The organism is Herbidospora yilanensis (assembly GCF_001570565.1).
In the GTDB taxonomy this organism is placed as follows: domain Bacteria; phylum Actinomycetota; class Actinomycetes; order Streptosporangiales; family Streptosporangiaceae; genus Herbidospora; species Herbidospora yilanensis.
Genome location: NZ_BBXE01000028.1, coordinates 143,003 through 163,694 on the forward strand (window position 1 = coordinate 143,003; position 20,692 = coordinate 163,694).

19 protein-coding genes are annotated in these 20,692 nt (G+C 71.0%); 10 read left to right on the plus strand and 9 right to left on the minus strand.

The features are described from left to right. Positions 1 to 168: 168 nt before the first annotated feature. The 5 genes from AW273_RS22815 to AW273_RS22835 are packed head-to-tail and all read left to right on the plus strand — an operon-like array spanning position 169 to position 3,817. Positions 169 to 378: a hypothetical protein gene (locus tag AW273_RS22815; RefSeq protein ID WP_157556055.1), complete on the plus strand. Its 210-nt coding sequence runs from the start codon at positions 169 to 171 to the stop codon at positions 376 to 378. A 28-nt stretch (positions 379 to 406) separates the two neighbouring features. Then, positions 407 to 958 (plus strand): GNAT family N-acetyltransferase, encoded by a 552-nt coding sequence (locus AW273_RS22820; RefSeq protein ID WP_062351499.1) that lies wholly within the window; start codon positions 407 to 409, stop codon positions 956 to 958. 27 nt (positions 959 to 985) lie between these two features. Then, on the plus strand, positions 986 to 2,716 hold the full coding sequence (locus tag AW273_RS22825) for a DEDD exonuclease domain-containing protein (protein WP_062351503.1): 1,731 nt from the start codon (positions 986 to 988) through the stop codon (positions 2,714 to 2,716). A 27-nt stretch (positions 2,717 to 2,743) separates the two neighbouring features. Further along, entirely contained in the window at positions 2,744 to 3,031 is a 288-nt protein-coding gene (locus tag AW273_RS22830) for an Lrp/AsnC family transcriptional regulator (protein ID WP_062351507.1), read from the plus strand. A gap of 18 nt (positions 3,032 to 3,049) precedes the next feature. Next, positions 3,050 to 3,817, plus strand: coding sequence for an SDR family NAD(P)-dependent oxidoreductase (locus AW273_RS22835; RefSeq protein ID WP_232327551.1), 768 nt, complete (start codon positions 3,050 to 3,052; stop codon positions 3,815 to 3,817). Positions 3,818 to 3,921: 104 nt separating this feature from the next. On the opposite strand, the gene AW273_RS22840 is transcribed toward AW273_RS22835, so the two are convergent. The 3 genes from AW273_RS22840 to AW273_RS22850 form a co-directional block, all read right to left on the minus strand. After that, complete coding sequence (locus AW273_RS22840; RefSeq protein WP_062351513.1) at positions 3,922 to 4,614, minus strand: sensor histidine kinase; 693 nt, start codon at positions 4,612 to 4,614, stop codon at positions 3,922 to 3,924. A 71-nt stretch (positions 4,615 to 4,685) separates the two neighbouring features. Further along, a complete protein-coding gene (gene trpD / locus AW273_RS22845; protein ID WP_083949960.1) occupies positions 4,686 to 5,732 on the minus strand; it encodes an anthranilate phosphoribosyltransferase in 1,047 nt (348 codons plus the stop codon). A 23-nt stretch (positions 5,733 to 5,755) separates the two neighbouring features. Next, positions 5,756 to 6,145 (minus strand): response regulator transcription factor, encoded by a 390-nt coding sequence (locus AW273_RS22850; RefSeq protein ID WP_030450462.1) that lies wholly within the window; start codon positions 6,143 to 6,145, stop codon positions 5,756 to 5,758. A gap of 126 nt (positions 6,146 to 6,271) precedes the next feature. Here AW273_RS22850 and ctaE point away from each other — a divergent pair, with 126 nt between their 5' ends. Genes ctaE through qcrB form a run of 4 tightly spaced genes read left to right on the plus strand, consistent with a single transcriptional unit; the run spans position 6,272 to position 10,432 of the window. After that, positions 6,272 to 6,892, plus strand: a complete 621-nt coding sequence (gene ctaE / locus AW273_RS22855; protein ID WP_062351518.1) for an aa3-type cytochrome oxidase subunit III — start codon at positions 6,272 to 6,274, stop codon at positions 6,890 to 6,892. Positions 6,893 to 6,909: 17 nt separating this feature from the next. Beyond that, positions 6,910 to 7,728, plus strand: a complete 819-nt coding sequence (qcrC, locus tag AW273_RS22860) for a cytochrome bc1 complex diheme cytochrome c subunit (RefSeq protein ID WP_062351605.1) — start codon at positions 6,910 to 6,912, stop codon at positions 7,726 to 7,728. Next, positions 7,725 to 8,801 (plus strand): cytochrome bc1 complex Rieske iron-sulfur subunit, encoded by a 1,077-nt coding sequence (gene qcrA, locus AW273_RS22865; protein ID WP_062351519.1) that lies wholly within the window; start codon positions 7,725 to 7,727, stop codon positions 8,799 to 8,801. The genes qcrC and qcrA overlap by 4 nt, the downstream gene beginning before the upstream one ends. Beyond that, entirely contained in the window at positions 8,798 to 10,432 is a 1,635-nt protein-coding gene (gene qcrB / locus AW273_RS22870) for a cytochrome bc1 complex cytochrome b subunit (protein WP_062351521.1), read from the plus strand. Before qcrA ends, qcrB begins: the two co-directional genes overlap by 4 nt. Positions 10,433 to 10,493: 61 nt before the next feature. Here the strand turns inward: qcrB and AW273_RS22875 are convergent, their stop codons facing one another. Both AW273_RS22875 and AW273_RS22880 read right to left on the minus strand, forming a co-directional pair. Then, positions 10,494 to 11,399 (minus strand): phospholipase A2, encoded by a 906-nt coding sequence (locus tag AW273_RS22875; RefSeq protein WP_083949961.1) that lies wholly within the window; start codon positions 11,397 to 11,399, stop codon positions 10,494 to 10,496. A 392-nt stretch (positions 11,400 to 11,791) separates the two neighbouring features. Next, entirely contained in the window at positions 11,792 to 13,045 is a 1,254-nt protein-coding gene (locus AW273_RS22880; RefSeq protein ID WP_062351525.1) for an FAD-binding oxidoreductase, read from the minus strand. 81 nt (positions 13,046 to 13,126) lie between these two features. On the opposite strand from AW273_RS22880, the gene AW273_RS22885 reads away from it, so the two are divergent. Beyond that, the gene (locus AW273_RS22885) at positions 13,127 to 16,378 is read left to right on the plus strand and encodes an ATP-binding protein (RefSeq protein WP_062351527.1); all 3,252 of its coding nucleotides are present in this window, start codon (positions 13,127 to 13,129) and stop codon (positions 16,376 to 16,378) included. On the opposite strand, the gene AW273_RS22890 is transcribed toward AW273_RS22885, so the two are convergent. From AW273_RS22890 to ctaC, 4 genes are all read right to left on the minus strand, one after another. Next, the gene (locus tag AW273_RS22890; RefSeq protein ID WP_232327552.1) at positions 16,375 to 17,523 is read right to left on the minus strand and encodes a L,D-transpeptidase; all 1,149 of its coding nucleotides are present in this window, start codon (positions 17,521 to 17,523) and stop codon (positions 16,375 to 16,377) included. The two genes, AW273_RS22885 and AW273_RS22890, sit on opposite strands and share 4 nt — an antisense overlap. Positions 17,524 to 17,688: 165 nt before the next feature. Continuing rightward, the gene (locus tag AW273_RS22895; RefSeq protein ID WP_062351531.1) at positions 17,689 to 18,084 is read right to left on the minus strand and encodes a cytochrome c oxidase subunit 4; all 396 of its coding nucleotides are present in this window, start codon (positions 18,082 to 18,084) and stop codon (positions 17,689 to 17,691) included. Continuing rightward, complete coding sequence (gene ctaD, locus AW273_RS22900; protein ID WP_062351534.1) at positions 18,081 to 19,754, minus strand: aa3-type cytochrome oxidase subunit I; 1,674 nt, start codon at positions 19,752 to 19,754, stop codon at positions 18,081 to 18,083. Before ctaD ends, AW273_RS22895 begins: the two co-directional genes overlap by 4 nt. Then, a complete protein-coding gene (ctaC, locus tag AW273_RS22905) occupies positions 19,751 to 20,518 on the minus strand; it encodes an aa3-type cytochrome oxidase subunit II (RefSeq protein WP_231515278.1) in 768 nt (255 codons plus the stop codon). Before ctaC ends, ctaD begins: the two co-directional genes overlap by 4 nt. Between the last annotated feature and the right edge of the window lie 174 nt (positions 20,519 to 20,692).

A 20,692-nucleotide genomic window follows, 5' to 3' on the forward strand; every position in this document is an offset into this window, starting at 1 on the left:
CCTGCTGCTCTCTTCCTGTCCTGGTCGTTCATTCAAGGGTACGGCTCTGCGAGTCCACTACATCACGTTCAGCGACGTGAACGGGGAGCAAGTAGGACACGAACCACTTGTCTCATAAATCGCTCACGTTACGTCAAGATCTGCTCACCTGATGTCACAATGACGGACGTGACGATTGCGAGTGACCATCTGCGCCGGCTCGCGGCCGAGATGGAAGAGGTGCTCGACCCGGTCTGGGCGCTGCGGACCTTCCCCAAGTGGACCGGCCCGGCGGCCCGGCGCTTCGACGGCGAGCTCCACCGCCACCGCGCCCTCCTGGCCGCCCTGACGGCCGAGGCCACGCTGCTGGCCGCCCACCGGGAAAAAGAACTCGCCTGAGCCGTTTGTCCAGGTCTAGTCTGCGCGGATGCTCCGACCCACACTGCCGATCGAGACCTCCCGCCTGGTCATGCGGCTGTTCACCCCCGACGACCTGACCGACCTCCACTCCTTCTATTCGCGCCCCGACGTCGCCCGGTTCCTCTACTGGGAGCCGCGTGACCTCGCGCAGGTGCGCACCGTGCTGGCCGACAAGGCGGCCACCGCCGAGCTCACCGACGAGGGACAGGTGCTGTGCCTGGCGGTCACCCTCCGCGAGACCGGGGAACTGATCGGCGAGACCCTGCTGTTCTGGCGCAGCCGCGAACACCGCCAGGGCGAGATCGGCTACGTCTTCCACCCCGACCACCACGGCAGGGGCTACGCCACCGAGGCGACCAGGGAGATGCTCCGCCTGGGGTTCGAGGGCCTCGGCCTGCACCGCGTCGTCGCCCGCTGCGACGGCCGCAACACCGCCTCCACCAAGGTGATGGAGCGGCTCGGCATGCGCAGAGAGGCCCACCTGGTGGAGAACGAGATGGTCAAGGGCGAGTGGACCGACGAGATCGTCTACGCGATGCTGCGGCGCGAATGGCACTGACACGCTGAACTGTCGGTCGGGGTCTCTATGGTCGTCAGCGTGGAACAGGGCACGCTGGACGATCTCGGAACCCCTCTCGCCGACGTCACGTTCGTGGTGTTCGACCTGGAGACGACCGGCACCTCCCCTGCCGAGTGCGCGATCACCGAGATCGGCGCGGTCAAAGTGCGCGGCGGCGAGGTGCTGGGCGAGTTCGCCACGCTGGTCGACCCGGGCGGCCCGATCCCGCCGTTCGTCTCGGTGCTGACCGGCATCACCGACGCCATGGTGGTGGCCGCGCCGAAGATGACCGAGGTGCTGCCGAGTTTCCTCGAGTTCGCCAAGGGCGCCGCCCTGGTGGCCCACAACGCCCCCTTCGACATGGGGTTCATCAAGGCCGAGTGCGCCCGCCAGGGCTACCCGCCGCCGGTCAACGCGGTCGTCGACACCGCCGACCTGGCCCGGCGGGTGCTCACCCGCGACGAGACCCCCAACTGCAAGCTGGCCACGCTGGCCCGCCACTTCCGCAGCGCCACCGAGCCCTGCCACCGCGCCCTGGCCGACGCCCGCGCCACGGTCGACGTGCTCCACGGCCTGATCGGCCGGGTCGGCAACCTGGGCGTCCACTCGCTGGAGGAGCTCAGGGGCTTCGTCCGCATGCCCACCCCCGAACAGCGCGGCAAGCGCCACCTGGCCGACGGCGTGCCCGACAAGCCGGGGGTGTACGTCTTCGAAGACGCCCGCGGCGAGGCGCTCTACGTCGGCAAGAGCTCCAACCTGCGCACCCGCGTGCGCAACTACTTCACCGCGAGCGAGACCCGGCCGAGGGTCCGCGAGATGATCGGCATCGCCGAGCGGGTCCGCCACATCGTGTGCGCGACCCCGCTGGAGGCCGAGGTCCGCGAGTTACGCATGATCGGCGAGACCAAGCCCCGCTACAACCGGCGGTCCCGGTTCCCCGAGCGCGTGGTCTGGCTGAAGCTGACCGACGAGCCGTTCCCCCGCCTGAGCATCGTGCGCGACCTGAAAGACGACGGCGGCACCTACCTGGGCCCGTTCGGCAGCAGCCGCACCGCCGACGACGCCCGCACCGCCATCCACGAGGCCCTCCCGCTGCGCCAGTGCACCGAACGCCTGTCGCTCACGGTCCGGCGCAGCGCGTGCGCGCTGGCCGAGCTCGGCCGGTGCGGCGCGCCCTGCGAGGGCCGCGAGAGCCCCGGCGACTACGCCCGCCACGTCGCGGCGGCCCGCCACGCCATGCTGCTCGACGGGGGCTCGGTCTTCTCCGCCGTCGAGGCCCGAATGGACCGTCTGTCGGCCGAGCAGCGCTACGAGGAGGCCGCGGTCGACCGCGACCGGCTGGCCGCCTACGTCCGCGCCGCCGCCCGCATGCAGCGGCTCACCGGCCTGACCGCCATCACCCAGATGGTCGCCGCCGGCCCCGGCGGAGACGGCGCCTGGGACATCCACGTCATCCGCCACGGCCGGCTGACCGCCGCCGGGGTGATGCCGCGCGGCGCCCACCCGGTCCCCTACGTCGAGGCGCTGGTCGCGACCGCCGAGACCGTGCACCCGGGCCCCGGCCCGATCCCGGCCGCCAGCGCCGAGGAGACCGAGACGATCCTGCGCTGGCTCGAGTCGCCGGGGGTGCGCCTGGTGCGCGTCGAGGGCGGCTGGAGCCTGCCCGCACAGGGGGCCGGCCGGCTCAAGCAGCGCATCGACCGGGCGTACGACCAGGGAGGTTCCCGGTCAGCGAGGGAGGGCAGACCGCTGCGATAGGTTGGGGCCCTCGGAAAGGAGCACGTTTTGGTCACCGCGATCGTGCACATCAAGGCCGACGTCAGCCGGATCCCCGAGGTCGCCCAGGCGATCGCCGGGCTGGCCGGCGTCAGCGAGGTCTACTCGATCACCGGCGAGTTCGACCTGATGGCCATGGTCCGGGTCGCGCGCTACGAGGAGATCGCCGAGGTCGTGCCGGGGCGCCTCAACAAGGTCGAGGGCGTCCTGGCGACCGACACCCACATCGCCTTCCGCACCTACAGCCGCCACGACCTGGAGGCCGCCTTTTCCATCGGCCTGCCCGACGCCGACTAGATTCCTGCCCATCCCCCCGTGTCGAACCCCGGAGGGATCATGGACTTCACCGGCAGGACCGTCGTCGTCACCGGAGCCGGATCGGGCATCGGGCGGGCGGCCACCCGGCTGTTCGCCCGGGCGGGCGCGCTCGTCCTGGGCGTCGGACGCCGCCGCGAGGCCCTCGCCGAGACGGCGGGCCGCGACGACGCGATCAGCGTCCACGTCGCCGACCTGCGCGACCCGAGAGCGACCGAGGAGGTCGTCGAGGCGGCCGTGGCCCGCTGGGGGCGGCTCGACGTCCTGGTGAACAACGCCGGGGCCGCGCAGATCATGCCACTGGCCGAGACGACCGCCGACGCGATCGCCGGGCTGTTCGCCCTCAACGTCACGGCGCCGAGCCTGCTGGCCCGGCACGCGCTGCCGCACCTGCGCGCCTCCACGGGGTGCGTCGTCAACGTCTCCAGCACCTACGGCCACCGCCCCCTGCCCGGGGGCGCCCACTACGCCGCGTCGAAGGCCGCCGTCGAGCAGCTCACCCGGAGCTGGGCGCTGGAACTGGCCGCCGACGGCGTCCGCGTCAACGCCGTCGCGCCCGGCCCCACCGAGAGCGAGGCGCTCACCGCCGCCGGGCTGCCCGCCGCGACCGTCGAGCGGATCAAGTCCGACGAGGCCGACCGCGTCCCGCTCGGCCGCCGCGGCGACCCCGACGAGGTGGCGGCCTGGATCGTCCGGCTCGCCGACCCGTCGGCGACCTGGCTGACCGGCCAGGTCCTCACCGTCGACGGAGGCCTGGAGCTGGTCTGAGCGCCTGGGCGGCCGTCGCGCGCCCGCCGAGGGCGATCTGACCGGTCTCGGCGCGGCCGGGGAGAACACGCCCCGGTCGGTCTCTCGGCGCCACCGCCCGGCCGCTAGCCGGTCCGTTGCCCGCTCAGGGCCCGGGTCCGGCCGCCGGTCAGCAGGCGCACCCGGATCTCGAAGCCGCCCGCCACCGGCCCGGCGGTCACCGAGCCGCCGAACAGGGCGGCGCGTTCCCAGATGCCCAGCAGGCGGTCGCGGGGGCCGCCGTCGTCCTGGACGCCCACCTCGATCAGGCCGCTCTGCCAGCGCAGGGTCACCTGCGCCCGCCGCGCGCGGCCGTGCTCCAGGGCGCCGAGCAGCGCCTCCTCCACGATGCGGTAGGCCGACAGCTCCAGCACGGGACCGGGACGCCGCCGGCCCTCCTCGGCGAAGCCGACCGCCAGCCCGGCCGACCGGAACCGGTCGAACAGGGCGGGCAACGCGGCCAGGGTGGGCTGGGGGCCGGTGGTCGTCGTGCCGCCCGACCGCAGCAGGCCCGCCACGCGCTGCAGGTCGGTGAGGGCCTGGCGGCCGGCCTCCTCGGCATCGCGCAGCGTCTGCCGGGCGCGTTCTGGGTCGCGGTCCATGATGACCCGGCCCGCGCCCACCCCCAGGGTGAGCACGCTCAGGTCATGGGCCACCACGTCGTGGAGCTCCTCGGCGATCCTGAGCCGTTCCCTGGTCACGGCGTCGGCGGTGTCCGGCGACCGGCGTCGGATCACGCGGGCCGTCACTTGGGCCAGGCGGGTGATGAGGCGCGTCATGCCGGAAACATAAGCCGCCGCCCGGCCCGTGGGCGTCCTCCCAGGAGGTGAACGCGGATCAGCCCAGAGGGTTACCCGCGCAGCCCCTGCGAGACCTCGATCCAGCGGTCGAGCAGCGTCGCGGCGGCGCCCGAGTCGACCACCTGGCCGACCGTGGCGTAGGCGGCGGCGATGCGCGCGGCCAGGTCGTCGGCGGTCGGGCCCTCGTGGGCCACCAGCGCCGCGGCGGCGTTCAGCAGCACCGCGTCGCGGATCGGGCCGGTCTTGCCGCGGACCAGATCCTGCACGGCGCCCGCGTTGAACTCGACGTCGCCGCCCTTCAGGTCGCCCGGCTGGGACCGCGCGATGCCGATGCCGGCCGGGTCGAACGTGGTCTTGACGGCCTCGCCGTCGCGGACGACGTACACGACCGAAGGAGCGGCGGTGGACAACTCGTCGAGGCCGTCGTCGCCCCGGAAGACCAGGGCCGACACCCCGCGCTCGGCGAACACCCCCGCCACGACCGGCAGCATCCGCTGGTCGAACACGCCGATGGCCTGCGCCGACGGGCGGGCCGGGTTGGTCAGCGGGCCGAGGAAGTTGAACACCGTCGGCACGCCGATCTCCTTGCGGGTCGGCCCGGCGAACCGCATCGACGGGTGGTAGACCGGCGCGAAGCAGAACGCGATGCCGGCCTCCTCGGCCACCCGGGCGGTCGCCGCGGGCGGCAGGTCGATCACGACGCCGAGGTGTTCGAGCACGTCGGCGGCGCCGCACTTGGACGAGGCGGCCCGGTTGCCGTGCTTGACGACCCGGGCGCCCGCCGCGGCCACCACGATGGCGGCCATCGTCGAGACGTTCACCGTGTGGGCCCGGTCGCCGCCGGTGCCGACGACGTCGACCGCGGGGCCCTCGATCGCGAGCGGGGTGGCGATGGACAACATGTGACCGGCCAGGCCGGACACCTCGGCGACGGTCTCCCCCTTGGCCCGCAGCGCGACGACGAACGCCGCGATCTGGGACGGGGTGGCCGCGCCCGACATGATCTCGCCCATCGCCCACGAGGTCTCGTCGGCGGTCAGGTGCTCACCCGCGAGCAGCGCGTTGAGCAGCGAGGGCCAGGTGGTACGGGCGTCCATGGCGGTCCTTCGGATCGTGGATGTCAGGAGACGGCGGGCAGCCGCCCGCGCATCAGCCCGGCGATCGTCTCGGCGACGACCATCGGGTCGAGCGGCTGGGAGATCACGGCGTCGGCACGCGACCAGTTGGCCAGCCAGCGGTCGTCGCGGCGGGCGATGATCAGGCAGATGGGCGGGCAGTCGTGCACCTCGTCCTTGGCCTGCTTGGCGATGCCCATGCCTCCGGCCGGCGCGGCCTCGGAGTCGAGGATCGCGATGTCGATCTCACCCGAGTCGAGCTTGCGGACCACGGCGGCCTGGGTCGCGCACTCGACGATCTCCACCAGCGGCAGGTCGGCGGCGGGACGGCGGCCGAGGGCCAGCCGCACCTTCTCACGGGTGGCCGCGTCGTCGCTGTAGACGAGAACCTTCATGTCGCTTACTCCAGTCACCGGGTAGGGTCCACCAGGGATGCTATCGGCCCGTGGCGGCCCTCGACATCCCGGCTCGCACCCCCTATCGGGGGGCCGTGCGGCGACCCGGCCCCACGAGCCGCAATAATGACGGGCGTGGCGACAGCATCCGCAATTACTACGACGACGACAGCCCACTCGTCGCGCCGGCCCAACCTGGTCAGCGTAGGGACGATCATCTGGCTGTCCTCTGAGCTCATGTTCTTCGCGGCGCTGTTCGCGATGTACTTCACCATCCGCTCGGTGAGCGTGGGCCAGGACCCGGCAAGCTGGCCCGGCGCCCACCTGAACGTCCCGTTCGCGACGGTCAACACGATCATCCTGGTGCTGTCCTCGGTGACATGCCAGTTCGGCGTGTGGGCCGCGGAGAAGGGCCAGGTCAAGAAGCTCCGGTTCTGGTACTTCATCAGTTTCCTCATGGGCGCGGTCTTCGTCGCCGGGCAGCTGATCGAGTACGCCGAACTGGTCAAGGAGGGCACGACCCTCTCCTCCGACGCCTACGGCTCGGTGTTCTACCTGACCACGGGCTTCCACGGCCTGCACGTGACGGGTGGTCTGATCGCGTTCCTGTTCCTCCTGGGACGCACGTACGCCGCGAAGCGCTTCACGCATGAGCAGGCCACCAGCGCGATCGTCGTGTCCTACTACTGGCACTTCGTCGACGTCGTCTGGATCGGCCTTTTCGCGACCATCTACATCATCAAATGATCGGAACGGGGATTTCGGTGAACTCCATCACCGCGCGACGGCGGCGGCATCCCCTCGCGCGCCTCGCGGTCGTGGCGCTCGCGCTGGGCCTGCTGGGCGGCGGATACGCCGCCGCGGCGCCCAGTGACAGCACCGCCGACGCGGCGGTCGCGTCGGGCAAGGCCGACGACGTGGCCGAGGGCAAGAGCCTGTTCGTGGCCCACTGCGCGAGCTGCCACGGCATGAACGCCGAGGGCACCTCCATGGCCCCGCCGCTGGTGGGCGTGGGCGCCGCCTCGGTCGACTTCCAGGTCAGCTCGGGCCGCATGCCGGCCGCCGACCCGGCCGCCCAGGCGCCCCGCAAGCCCCTCGCCGAATGGGTCACTCCCGAGGCGATCAACCAGCTCGCGGCCTACGTCCAGAGCCTCGGCGGCGGCCCCACGCGGCCGACCGCCGACATGGTCGACCCCTCCAAGGGCGACCCGGCCAAGGGCGGCGAGTTGTTCCGCGCCAACTGCATCCAGTGCCACAACTTCGTCGGCGCCGGCGGCGGGCTCACCTACGGCAAGTACGCCCCGAACCTGAACCCGGCGACGCCGGAGCAGATCTACGAGGCGATGATCACGGGTCCGCAGGCCATGCCGGTCTTCAACGACTCGATCATCACGCCCGAGCAGAAGCGCGACATGATCGCCTACATCACCCAGGTGCGCGGTCAGGTCGACCCGGGCGGGTTCGGTCTCGGTCGCATCGGCCCGGTCAGCGAAGGCCTCGTCGCCTGGATCGCCGGGATCAGCTTCATGTCCCTCGCCGCCATCTGGATCACCGCCAAGAAGCGTAAGAGAACATCAAAATGACAGATAACGAGCTTCCCGGCCCCGATGACGAGGCGCGCGTGCCGCGTCGCGTCATCGGCACCCCGGCTCAGGGAACCGCCGTACTCGGCACCCGCCCGGCCACGGCCGAGGTGGAGACGCCCGGCGTGACGCTCCCCGACCCCGCCGACGCCCGCAGGGCCGAACGCACGGTCACCCTGCTGTTCTTCATCGCCTTCCTGGCGGGCATCGCCTTCATCGCCTCCTATGTGATCTTCCAGGTCGGCGACATCGACAGCACCGGCGTCTCCAACGCCGCCCTCGGCGGCAGCCTGACGGTGGCCCTGCTGGCCCTGTCGGCCGGCGTGGTGGTGTGGGTGCGGCGGATCATGCCGAAGTACAACATCGTCCAGGAGCGCCACGAGATGCGCTCCGACGGCGACACCCGCGACTACGTCGGGAAGACGTTCGTCGCCGGCGCCAACGAGAGCGGCTTCGTCAAGCACAAGATGATGCGCCGCACGCTCCTGCTGGCGGCGGCGCCGCTCGGCCTGGCCCCGCTGGTACTGCTGAAGGACCTGGGCCCGCTGCCCGGCACCTCGCTGCGTCACACGGTGTGGAAGAAGGGCATGAAGCTGGTGGTCGAAGGCACCGGCCAGCCGATCCTGGCGTCCGACTTCGACTCCCCGGGCGGCATCCTGTCGGTCGTGCCCGAAGGTTACGAGCACGACCTCAACGCCCTCGCCAAGGCCACCCTGATCCTGATCAAGTTCCGTCCCGAAGACCTCAAGTCGGGCACGATCAAGAACTGGACCTACGACGGCATCGTCGCCTACTCGAAGATCTGCACCCACGTGGGCTGTCCCGCGGCGCTCTACGAGCAGACGACCCACCACATCCTGTGCCCCTGCCACCAGTCGACGTTCGACGCGACCGACGGCGCGAAGGTCATCTTCGGCCCGGCCGCCCGGCCGCTGCCGCAGCTGCCGATCGGCGTCGACGGCCAGGGCTACCTCATCGCCCAGGCCGACTTCGACGTGCCCGTCGGTCCCAGCTTCTGGGAGCGCGGCGACGCCGAGGCCGACGCCCGGGAAGCCAGGGGGAACCAGTCGTGAACGAGACTCCGAAGCCCATCGCGGGCACCGCGTCCTACCTCGACGACCGGCTCGGCGCGGGCAGCTTCCTGAAGCGCAACCTGCGCAAGGTCTTCCCCGACCACTGGTCGTTCCTGCTCGGGGAGATCGCCCTCTACTCCTTCATCATCCTGCTGCTGACCGGCACGTTCCTGACGTTCTGGTTCAAGCCGAGCATGCAGCACGTCATCTACGCCGGCTCCTACCAGCCGCTCGTGGGCGTGGGGATGTCGGAGGCCTACGCCTCGACGCTGCACATCAGCTTCGAGGTCAGGGGTGGTCTGCTGATCCGGCAGATGCACCACTGGGCGGCCCTGCTGTTCGTGGCCGGCATGACCGTCCACATGCTGCGCGTGTTCTTCACCGGCGCCTACCGCAAGCCGCGTGAGCTCAACTGGATCATCGGCGTCCTGCTCCTGACGCTGGCGCTGGCCGAGGGTCTGACCGGCTACTCCCTCCCCGACGACCTGCTCTCCGGCGCCGGTCTGCGGATCACCGAGGGTGTCGCGATCTCGATCCCGGTCGTCGGCACCTACGTCACGTTCTTCCTGTTCGGCGGGGAGTATCCGGGCGAAGACGTCATCTCGCGCTTCTACTCGCTGCACATCCTGCTGATCCCCGGCATCCTGCTGGCGCTCATCTCGGCCCACATGGTGCTGATGTGGGTGCAGAAGCACACCCAGATGCCCGGCCCGGGCCGCACCGAGCACAACGTGGTGGGCGCGCCGTTCTACCCGGCCTTCATGGCCAAGGCGGGCGCCTACTTCCTGTTCACGTTCGCGTGCATCGCGGGTCTGGGCACGTTCGCGCAGATCAACCCGATCTGGTTGTTCGGCCCCTATACCCCGGCCGACATCTCGGCGGGCTCCCAGCCCGACTGGTACATGGGCTTCCTGGAAGGCGCGCTGCGTCTGATGCCGGCGTGGGAGATCAACTTCCTCGGCCACACGGTGCCGCTCAGCGTGCTGATCCCGGCGCTGGTGCCGATGGGCATCATCATGACGGGCCTGGCGGTCTACCCGTTCGCAGAACAGTGGATCACCGGCGACCGTCGTGAGCACCACCTGGCCGACCGTCCCCGCAACGCCCCGGTCCGCACCGCGATCGGCATGAGCGGTGTGGCGTTCTACGGCATCCTGTGGCTGATGGGCGCCAACGACTGGATCTCGGCGTTCTTCCACATCGGGCTCTACGAGACGACGATCATCGGCCGGTTCGCCATCTTCATCGGCCCGGCGATCGCCTACTGGGTGACCTACCGGATCTGCCTCGGCCTCCAGCGTCGTGACCAGGACATCCTGTCCCACGGCGTGGAGTCGGGCGTGATCAAGCGGCTCCCGCACGGCGAGTACATCGAGGTCCACGTGCCGCCGGCCGAGGACATCGCCGAGCACATGCGCGGCAAGAAGGAGATCCCGATCGTCCCCGGCGACGAGGACAAGGACGGCATCCCGCCGAAGGGCGTGCGCGGTCCGATCGGCAAGCTCCGCGCCAAGGCCAGCAAGTTCTACGGCACCGACCACGTGCCGCTCGACGGCGACGGCCACGGTCACGGCCACGACGACGAGCACGCCGCGGTCGGCGCGGGCGACAAGCCGCGCGAACTGCACTGACCCGTTTCTCACGGAGAGACCCGGAGCGTTTCGCTCCGGGTCTTCTCGTTTCTCCGGACGATCACGGGGTGACCCACCTGGTGCAGGCGACGGCCCCGCCGCGGGCCTGGCCGCAGGCGCGCAGGCTCTGGTAGCGGTCCCACATCGGCGGCGTGACCGCGCTCGTCAGGAAGGGCTGGACCCGGGTCAGCCCGAGCTGGATCCAGGTGACGCCCAGATTCCAGGAACGGTCCACCCAGACGGCGTCGCCGGGGGCTCCGTCGCCGATGTGCCCGACGGCGAACGGCTCGCCGGGATTGGCGTAGAGCCGGACGACCCGCCCCGACGGGCTGACGGCGGCGGCCACCGGATAGACCCGCCCGACGCCGCGCAGGAGTGCGTGCAGGACCCGCCCCTCACCCCGGCAGGCCACGCCCTTGAACGACTCCCAGCCCTGGTAGCGGCCACAGAGCGCGTTCACGTCGGCCAGGAAACGGTCGTCGACGCGCCGCCGGGCCTCGGAGGTGAGCCGCTCCTGCGCCCGGAGGTTCCGGTAGCCGAAGTCGTGCCGCCGGCAGGCGTCGGCGAAGTCGAATTCGCCCTCGTCCCCGGCGAACGAGCAGTCGTCGGCGACCCAGACGAGCTCCTTGTCCCTGCCCTTCCGGTCGGCGCGGTCGATGAAGTCGCCGAGCGGGACCCCGAAGAGGAGCCGGTCGGTCTTCTCGATGGGGTCGCCGGGCTCATCGCCGGCCGCGGAGGCGGGGCCCGGCTCGGCGGCCAGAAGCAGCGCGACGGCCGCGATCGTCACGACGGCGGCCCGCGGCGGACCGGGGGTCGAGCGGGTCACGTCTCTCCTCTTGCCGACGATGGCCGGGACGGCGCGGTCGATCCGCCGGGTGGCCGCCGGATCTCGGGAGCGTTCCAAACCCGGCACCTGCCGGAGCGGCCGATGCGCGCCGCGACCGGGCGGCACCGGGAGCGATCTCATTGCGACTCCATCGCGGCACCCGACGTCGCGGCCCTCGATAAGCCCGGGAGCGCCGATGACGCGTACAGGAAGCTGCCGGGCCCGGCGGAGACGGGCCCGCGCCGGCGGCCGGCCCCAGGGAGTCGCCCGCAGCGCCACATGCCATTTCCTCCGGCCGTGACCGCTCCGAAAACGGGCCCCCGCAAAGTGGAGAACGGTGCGATTCCGCACCGACCGAGCCCCATTATTCGGACAGGCACCGAGGGGCGGTGCGGGAATCCCAGGTGGGCCGCCTCCACCCCCGGTGACATGGCCCGGAGTCTACGCCGGAATTCGCGTCAAATGAGGTGACAATCCAGCCATGAATTGCTATTCCACGATTCCGTCCACAATCCTGTAGTTGGAACTCCGAATTACCGGGGCGCGACGTGACCGATTCGGAAAAGGTTCCCCGGGTCGACCCGGTTCCTGATCTCGGCCAGCCGCCGCCGCGTCGGCTCCGGCCAGGCCCGCCCCACCGTCGACAGGTCGGCCCCGTGCATGTTGATGAGCGTCCCGCCCGTCGACCACGGCGCGAGCGCACCCACGACGGCTCCGGGGTCGCTGCCCGGCAGCCCGATCGCCAGCACGTTGAACGCGCCGTCGCGCCCGCCGACCGCGTTCGGCTCCTTCGGCTCCCGGGCCAGCGCCCCGCCCAGGTGCCGGATCTCCACCACGGGGATCGGCAGCTCGACCGACGGGCCGGCCACGGCCAGCAGCGCCTCCACCGCCTCCGGCGTCAGCTCGCGCAGCAGGGTGCCGCGCTCGACCGCCGGCATCGGGTCGGTCGGGTCGTTGTGGATGCGGTCGAGCTGCGTGTACGGCAGCTCCCCCACCCCGCCGAGCACCGGCTCGGCCACCCCGAGCATCGGCGCAAGGAGGGCCTCCTGGGGCTGCGTGGCGGCCACCCGCAGGTGGGCCACGAACTGCCCGCGCAGCGGGGGCGGAAGCTGCGGGAGCGGCGGGAGCCGCAGGAAGGCGAGCGAGGTGGTCAGCGTCTCGGGCAGGCCTGGCGCCCAGCGCTGGTAGGCCCGCACCACCGCGGGGGCGTCGGCGGCCGAGTAGTAGAACCCGCCGCCCCACACGGTGGCCAGCGGGAACAGGTCGACGGTCAGCGAGGTCACCACGCCGAAGCCGCTCTTGCCGCCGCGCAGCGCCCAGAACAGGTCGGGCTCGCTGCCGGGGTCGGCGACCCTGACCGCGCCGTCCGGGGTGACCACGGTGATGTCGCGGACGTGGTCGGCCGCGAACCCGTAGGTGCGGGCCAGCGGGCCGATGCCGCCGCCGAGGGTGAAGCCGACCGCGCCGACCCCGGAGGCCGAGCCGCACAGGGGCGCGAGCCCGAAGGGGGCCGCCGCCTGGACGACCTCGGCCAACGTGCAGCCGGCGCCGATGGTCGCCGTGCGCTCGACCGGGTCGATCGTCAGGGAACGCATCCGCGAGGTCAGGATGAGGACCGCGCCGTCGGCGGCCTGGACGGCCCCGTGGCCGGTCGCCTGGACGGCCACGGGCAGGTCGCGGGCGGCCGCGTGGGCGAGGGCCTCGGCGACGTCGGAGGGGGTCTCGGCCTCGGCCACCAGGGCGGGGTGGTGGCGGACCGCGAGGTTGAATCCGGAGATTTCGTTCATGGGAGAGGTTGTCCCATGATGTCCTCGTATGCGGCTGAGGCGGCATCCTAGTGTTGTCCTAGTCAACGGGGAGGAACGGCGATGCGGCACGACTTCCGGGTCCTCGGGCCCGTGGAGGTCCTCAGCGAGGGGCGGGCCGTCGACCTCGGCCCGCGCAAGCAGCGGGCGGTCATGGCGTTGCTGCTGACGCACGCCCCGAGGGTCGTGGCGCTCGACCAGATCATCGACGCCCTCTGGCAGGACGAGCCGCCCTCCAGCGCGACCGGAACGCTCCAGGCGTACATCTTCCAGCTCCGCAAGGCCCTGGAGCCCGACAGGAGCCCGCGCACCCCGGCGCGCATCCTGCGCACCCGCGAACCCGGCTACCTCCTCGACATCGACCCCGGCCAGATCGACTCCCACCGCTTCCTGCGGGCCATGGAGCAGGCCGAGGCCGCCCCGCCCGAGCAGGTCGAGAAGATCCTCACGCCCGCGCTGGACCTGTGGCGCGGTGAGCCGTACACGGGGCTTCAGGACGAGGAGTACCTGCGGCCGACCGTCGCCCACCTGACCGAGGCCCGGCTGACGGCGCTGACCACCCGCGCGGAGGCGCGGCTGGCGCTCGGCCGCGCGGCCGAGGTGGCGCTGGAGGTCGAGCGGCTGCTGGAGGCGGCGCCGTACCGGGAAGGGCTCTGGTCGCTGCTCATCCGGGCGCTCTACACCGACCGGCGGCAGGCCGACGCGCTGGGCGCCTACCAGCGCTGCCGGGCGCTGCTCGACGAGGAGCTCGGGCTGCTGCCCGGCCCCGAGCTGCGGGCGCTGGAGCAGGCCGTGCTGCGGCAGGAGGAACTGCCGCCCTCGCGGGTCGCCGTGGTCGCCGCGCCCGCCCCGGCGCAGGTCGAACTACCCCGGTTCGTCGGCCGGGCGGCCCAGCAGCGGCGCGTGCACGACCGCGTCACCGACGCCGCCAAGGGCTCGGGCGGGGTGTTGCTGATCGGCGGGGAGGCGGGCATCGGGAAGACCACCCTGGCCGAGGCCGCCGCCGAGCTGGCCGCCCGGCACGGCTTCATCACCGCGTGGAGCCGCTGCGCCGAGGACGCCCCCGCCTTCTGGCCGTGGATCCAGGCCCTGCGGCTGCTCGACCCGCCCACGGCCGAACGTCTGTCGGCCCCCGGCGAGGCCGCCGACCCCGACGCCGCCCGGTTCCTGCTGCACGACGCGGTCGCCCGCGCCCTCGAACGGCGCGCCGCCCAAGGCCCGGTCATGATCGTGCTGGAGGACGCCCACTGGGCCGACGCGGCCACCCTGAAGCTCCTCACGTTCCTCGGCGCCGACCTGCACCGGATCCCGCTCCTGGTGGTCGTGACGGTACGCCACCACGACACCCCCCAGCCCGTGGACGTGTTCGCCGAGCTCGCCCGCCAGCGCGGCACCGAACGGCTCACGGTCGGCCCGCTGACCACCTCCGACGTCGCCGACTACCTCGACGGCCGCGACCCGGCCCTGCGCGGGCACGTGGACGTGCTGCACGACCGGACCGGCGGCAACCCCTTCTACCTGGGCGAGCTGCTGCGCCTGGCGGCCTCGACCCGGTCGGCCGACATCGCGGCCCTGCCCGTGCCCGACGGCGTGCGCGACGTCATCGCCCAGCGTGTCTCCCGCCTGCCCGAGGAGACCCAGGAGCTGCTGCGGGCCGCGTCGGTGGCCGGCCGCGACGTCGACTCCGACGTGCTGGCCGCCGCCGCCGGCATCGACCCGGCGCGGCTGCTCCTGCTGCTCGAACCGGCCGTCGCGACCGGCCTGCTCGTCGAGCTCGACGGGGGCTGGGACTACCGGTTCTCCCACGCGCTGGTCCAGGAGTCGCTGTACGGCGAACTCACCCGCCTCCAGCGCGCCCGGCTGCACGGGAAGATCGGCGAGGCGGCCGAGTCGTTCGGCGGCGGCGACCTCGACCGCGTCCCGGTGCTGGCCCACCACTTCGCCCAGGCCGCCCGCGTCGGCCACGCCGAGAAGGCCGTCGGCTACGCCGTGAAGGCCGCCGAGCAGGCGACCGCGGGCCTGGCCTACGACGAGGCGGTGCGTTACTGGGAGCTCGCGCTGGCCTCCTACGGCCCGGCGGGCACCTCCCGCCGCTGCCGCCTGCTGATCGAGCTCGGCCGGGCCCGCCGGGTCACGGGCGACGTGCTGGGCGCCCGCGCGCCCCTCGACGAGGCGGTCGACCTGGCCACCCGGCTGGGCGAGGACGACATGGCGATCGAGGCCACCAGCGTCTTCGGCGGCGTCACGTTGTGGAACTGGTGGTCGTACGGCGTCGTCAACCCGCGCATGGTGAACCTGCTGCGCGACCAGCTCGCCCGGCTGCCCGCCGACGACCTGGCCCGCCGCGCCGCCCTTCTCGGCACCCTCGCCGTGGAGCTCTACTACGGCCCGCGCGACGAGGCCCTGGCCTGCGCCGCCGAGGCGGTCGAACTGGCCCGCCGGACCGGCGACCCGCACCTGCTGGCCCGCACGCTGAACAACTACGTCATCGCCGCCTGGTCGCCCGAGCACGACGCCGAGCGGTTCGCCGCCGCGGCCGAGATCCTCACCCTGCCCGGCCTGCCCAAGCTGACCGAGGTCATCTCCCGCCTGCACCGCATGCAGGGCCTGATGCAGGACGGCGCCATCGCCGAGTACGACGCCGAGATGGCCCGCTGCCTGCGGCTGACCGAGGAGCTGCGCATCCCCGAGATCACCGCCCAGGTCAACTTCGCCGCCTCGGGCCGGGCGATCCTGCACGGCGACTGGGCCGAGGCCCGGCGCTACAGCGCGCTGGCCGGCGAGTGGTACCGCCGCACCAGCCTGTGGGGGCCCGACTTCGTCGAACTGCAGAGCGAGTTCTACATCGACTGGTCGCGGAACGCGGTGCCGGCGGCCCTGGTCGCCACGCTGGCCGAGCGCGCCGACGATCCGTCCAACCGGCTGCTGCGCCCGACGGCGATCCTGGCCCTGTGGGAGTCGGGCGACCAGACGCGGGCCAAGGAGCTGCTCGACCGCTGGGGCGTCACCCTCGAACGCAACTGGGCCTGGCAGTTCTCGGCCTGGCAGTGGGCCCTGGTCGCGGCCCGCCTGGGCCGCCCGGCCCCCGAGGAGATGCTGGCGGCCCTGCTGCCGGTCGCCGACCAGATCGCCACCCTGGGGACCGGCTGCGTCTCGTGGGGCTCGATCCACGAGGCCGTGTCAGGTCTGTACGAGGCCCTCGGCGACCTGGACCGCGCCCGCGACCACGCGCGGCACGCGGCCCGGGTGCACCGCAGGCTGGCCGTTCCGCATCTGGAGCGCCGCAGCGCGGCGCTCCTGAAGCGGCTCGGTTAGGCCATCGGGTCGGTCGTCGCGTCGCGCAGCCGGCTCCACTTCAGCCACTCGTTCCACTTCGGCTGCCAGTGGCCCCAGCCGTTGGTGGGTTCGAGCTGGCGCGGTGAGCCGGTGAGGATGATCGGGTCGCCGATCAGGGTCTCGTCCTTGTACCACTGCGCGTTCGACGGGCTGATGTTCACGCAGCCGTGGCTGACGTTGGAGTTGCCCTGCGAGCCGACCGACCAGGGCGCGCCGTGGACGTACTCGCCGCTGTTGGAGATGCGCACGGTGTCGTAGACGGTCTGCTGGTAGTAGCCCGCCTGGCCGGGGCCCGCGTCGGGCGAGGTCATGACCGTGACGTCCTCACGCGACATGGCCAGGTGGATGCCGCTGGTGGTGTGGTATTTCCACACGCCGCCCTTGCCTGCGCTGAACGGGATCGTCCGGATGACCTTGCCGTCGCGGATCACGTCCATCGTGTGCTTGCTGATGTCTCCCTTGGTGATCTGGGAGCGGCCGATGGTGAAGTCGCGGACGACGTCCTTGCCGCCGTAGAGGCCGGTGTCGCCGCGGACGCCGGCCATGCGGGCGGTGACCCGGACCTTGGTCCGGGGCGGCCAGAACTTCTTCGGCCGGTAGGCTATCGTCTTGTCGTCGAACCAGTGCCAGGCGCCCTCGACCGGCTTGGACGCCTGCACGAGCAGGTTGCGCTCGATCGACACCCGGTCCTTCACGGGCGTGTTGAACGTGATCATGATCGGCATGCCGACGCCGACCGTCAGGCCGGTGTAGTCCTTGCTCGGCAGCAGCGTGTCGATCTCGAACGTCTTGGCGGCGGCGAGGGTGGAGAACGAACTGCTCCCCCGCGCCGACCCGGCGGTGGCCGCGACCGTGTAGTGGGTGCCCGGCATCATCGGCCGCACGCTGCGCCACATCGTGCGGTCGGCGCTGTAGACGCCCTCGACCGGCTTGCCCCCTTCGGCGGTGACGGCGACCGACCCCAGCGGGGCGCCGGACGCGTAGATCTTGATCGGGAGCTCCGGAGGCAGGTTCGCGGCTCCGTTGGTCGGGAAGATCATGACCGCTTCGGCCGTCTTCTGCTGGGTCGCGTCCTCCCCTGCTGTGGCGGTAGTGGCACAACCGGTCACCATCAGTAGGGCCAACGCCCCCGCACCACGACTTCGCACGCGGATCTCCCCCCGGGTCACCTTGATCACTATCTCTGAGTTATTACCCGATTACGGAGAGTTCGGTCGCACGACACTCCTTTCGAAGGCAAAGAAAAAGTCCCGGCCCGCCCAAGGCGAACCGGGACCAAGCTGCGGGAACTAGTGCGAGAAGTGCCCGCGGTAGTACTGGAAGACGAATCCGATCGTGCTCATGATCACCGCGAAGACGCCGATGATGAAGAGCCACCAGCCGATGACGAAGCCGAAGAACGTCAGCGCGGCCGACAGGCACACGAACAGCGGCCACCACGAGTGGGGGCTGAAGAAGCCCAGCTCACCCGCGCCGTCACTGATCTCGGCCTCCTTGTTGTCCTCGGGCTGGTCGCCGATGCGACGGGCCGTGAACAGCAGGTAGTAGCCGATCATGAAGGCAAGGCCCACCGAGATCGCCATCGCGGTGGTGCCGGTCACCTCCTTGGACCAGAACCAGTAGACGATGTCGGCAGCGGCGAAGAACGCGCCGGTGAGGATGAACATCCATCCCTGGACCTTCACGACTTGACCTCCTCGATCTCCGGCTGGGCCTGACCAGGCGTGATGTGCGGGTACTTGAGGTCGAACGCGGGGCGCTCCGACCGGATGCGGGGCAGCCGGTGGAAGTTGTGCCGCGGCGGCGGGCACGAGGTGGCCCACTCAAGCGAACCGGCGTAACCCCACGGGTCGTCGACCGTGACCTTGGGCGCGTTGCGCCAGGTCGTCCAGACGTTCCAGAGGAACGGCAGGGTGGACGCGCCGAGCAGGAAGGCGCCGACCGAGCTGATCATGTTCAGGTCGGTGAAGCCGTCGACCGCCGCGTAGTCGGCGTAGCGGCGCGGGAAGCCGATGACACCCAGCCAGTGCTGGACCAGGAACGTCAGGTGGAAGCCGAAGAACAGGGTCCAGAAGTGCCACTTGCCGATCTTGTCGTTCAGCATCTTCCCGGTGAACTTCGGCCACCAGAAGTAGAAGCCGGCGAACATCGCGAACACGACCGTGCCGAACACCACGTAGTGGAAGTGGGCCACCACGAAGTAGGAGTCGGAGATCGAGAAGTCGAGCGGCGGCGAGGCCAGGATGACGCCGGTCAGGCCACCGAAGAGGAAGGTGACCAGGAAGCCCACGGCGAAGAGCATCGGCGTCTCGAAACTGAGATGCCCTCGCCACATCGTGCCGATCCAGTTGAAGAACTTCACGCCCGTCGGCACGGCGATCAGGAACGTCATGAAGCTGAAGAACGGCAGCAGCACCTGGCCGGTGACGAACATGTGGTGCGCCCACACCGTCACCGACAGGCCCGCGATGGCGATGGTCGCGCCGACCAGGCCGATGTAGCCGAAGATCGGCTTGCGGCTGAAGACCGGCAGGACCTCGGTGATGATGCCGAAGAACGGCAGGGCGATGATGTAGACCTCGGGGTGGCCGAAGAACCAGAACAGGTGCTGCCACAACATCGCGCCGCCGTTGGCGGCGTCGAAGACGTGGGCGCCGAGCTTCCGGTCGGCCTCCAGCACCAGCAGCGCCGCCGCGAGCACCGGGAAGGCCAGCAGCACCAGGATGCTGGTGAGCAGGATGTTCCAGGTGAAGATCGGCATGCGGAACATCGTCATGCCGGGCGCGCGCATGCAGATGATCGTGGTGATGAAGTTGACCGCGCCGAGGATGGTGCCCAGGCCCGACAGGGCCAGACCCATGATCCACAGGTCACCGCCGATGCCCGGCGAGGTGACCGCGTTCGACAGCGGCGCGTAGGCGGTCCAGCCGAAGGCGGCCGCGCCGCCCGGGGTGAAGAAGCCGCCGACGGCGATGATGCTGCCGAACAGGTAGAGCCAGTAGCTCACCATGTTCAGCCGCGGGAACGCCACGTCGGGGGCGCCGATCTGCAGCGGCATCAGCTCGTTGGCGAAGCCCGCGAACAGCGGGGTCGCGAACATCAGCAGCATGATCGTGCCGTGCATGGTGAAGAGCTGGTTGAACTGCTCGTTCGAGACGACCTGCATGCCCGGCTGGGCCAGCTCGGCGCGCATGACCAGGGCCATGACGCCGCCGATGAGGAAGAACACGAACGAGGTCATCAGGTAGAGATGACCGATGATCTTGTGGTCCGTCGTCGTGAGCCACTTCACGACGACGGAGCCCTTGCGGTAGGGCCGCGCGGGGATGCCCGCGCTTTCGGCGTGGGCGGTCACTGTGCGCCTCCGGCGGCGGACTGGGTGGTCATGTACTGGTCGAACTCCGCCTGCGGGACCAGCTTGACCGAGAACAACATCTTGCTGTGGTCGACGCCGCACAACTCGGCGCACCGTCCGAAGAACACCCCGGTCTTGTCGAGGGTGTCGAGCTCGAACTTGTTGTGCACGCCCGGGATGACGTCCTGCTTGAAGAGGAACGCCGGCACCCAGAACGAGTGGATGACGTCGGGCGACTCAAGGGCGAACTCGACCTTGGTGCCGACCGGCAGCACGAGCTGCGGGCCCTGCGGGTTGGTCGTGCTCTGCTTCGACAGGTCGACCGGGACGCCGGCCACCGTCGCGGTCTTGCCCTGGGCCTCGGTCGTGAAGCGCCAGCTCCACTGGTAGCCCTCGACCTTGACCTTCACCGGGGCGGTGCCGGAGACCTTGATGATCTCGGCCTCGTCGCGCGCGGTGAAGTAGAAGAAGACCGCCACCATGACCAGCGGAACGAGCGTGTAGAGCATCTCGATCGGCAGGTTGTACCGCACCTGGGGCGGCAACTGCTGGTCGGAGTTCTTCCGCCGGCGGTGGAACAGCACCGACCACACGATCAGGCCGAAGACGACGACGAACGTCGCGAAGGCGGCCACCCACGAGCCCAGCCACAGGTCGAGCATCAGGTTGCCCTGCCGCGTCTGCGGCTCGGGCTGGGCCAGCCGGGACCACTGGTCTGCTGCCTCGGAACTACACGCCGACGCGGACGCGACCAGAACCGCCACACCGGCGAGACTGGGCAGCCGGCGGCGGGCCAACGATCGCCGTGTCGTACGGCGGGTCGGACTCACGGATCGCCTACCCCACACTTGAAGCCCATGGGGCACACCCCTGGGCGGTTTTCGAGGATTCCACACAGCCGGGGGAATCTTCTCCCCCGCTTTACTTGATTCACTTCA

Bases quoted from the DNA above. Each gene is read 5' to 3' on its own strand.
- AW273_RS22820 (WP_062351499.1), top strand. From the start codon at position 407: ATGCTCCGACCCACACTGCCGATCGAGACCTCCCGCCTGGTCATGCGG.
- AW273_RS22825 (WP_062351503.1), top strand. From the start codon at position 986: ATGGTCGTCAGCGTGGAACAGGGCACGCTGGACGATCTCGGAACCCCT.
- AW273_RS22840 (WP_062351513.1), bottom strand. From the start codon at position 4,614: ATGACGCGCCTCATCACCCGCCTGGCCCAAGTGACGGCCCGCGTGATC.
- trpD (WP_083949960.1), bottom strand. From the start codon at position 5,732: ATGGACGCCCGTACCACCTGGCCCTCGCTGCTCAACGCGCTGCTCGCG.
- AW273_RS22850 (WP_030450462.1), bottom strand. From the start codon at position 6,145: ATGAAGGTTCTCGTCTACAGCGACGACGCGGCCACCCGTGAGAAGGTG.
- ctaE (WP_062351518.1), top strand. From the start codon at position 6,272: ATGACGGGCGTGGCGACAGCATCCGCAATTACTACGACGACGACAGCC.
- qcrA (WP_062351519.1), top strand. From the start codon at position 7,725: ATGACAGATAACGAGCTTCCCGGCCCCGATGACGAGGCGCGCGTGCCG.
- AW273_RS22875 (WP_083949961.1), bottom strand. From the start codon at position 11,399: ATGAGATCGCTCCCGGTGCCGCCCGGTCGCGGCGCGCATCGGCCGCTC.
- AW273_RS22880 (WP_062351525.1), bottom strand. From the start codon at position 13,045: ATGAACGAAATCTCCGGATTCAACCTCGCGGTCCGCCACCACCCCGCC.
- AW273_RS22885 (WP_062351527.1), top strand. From the start codon at position 13,127: ATGCGGCACGACTTCCGGGTCCTCGGGCCCGTGGAGGTCCTCAGCGAG.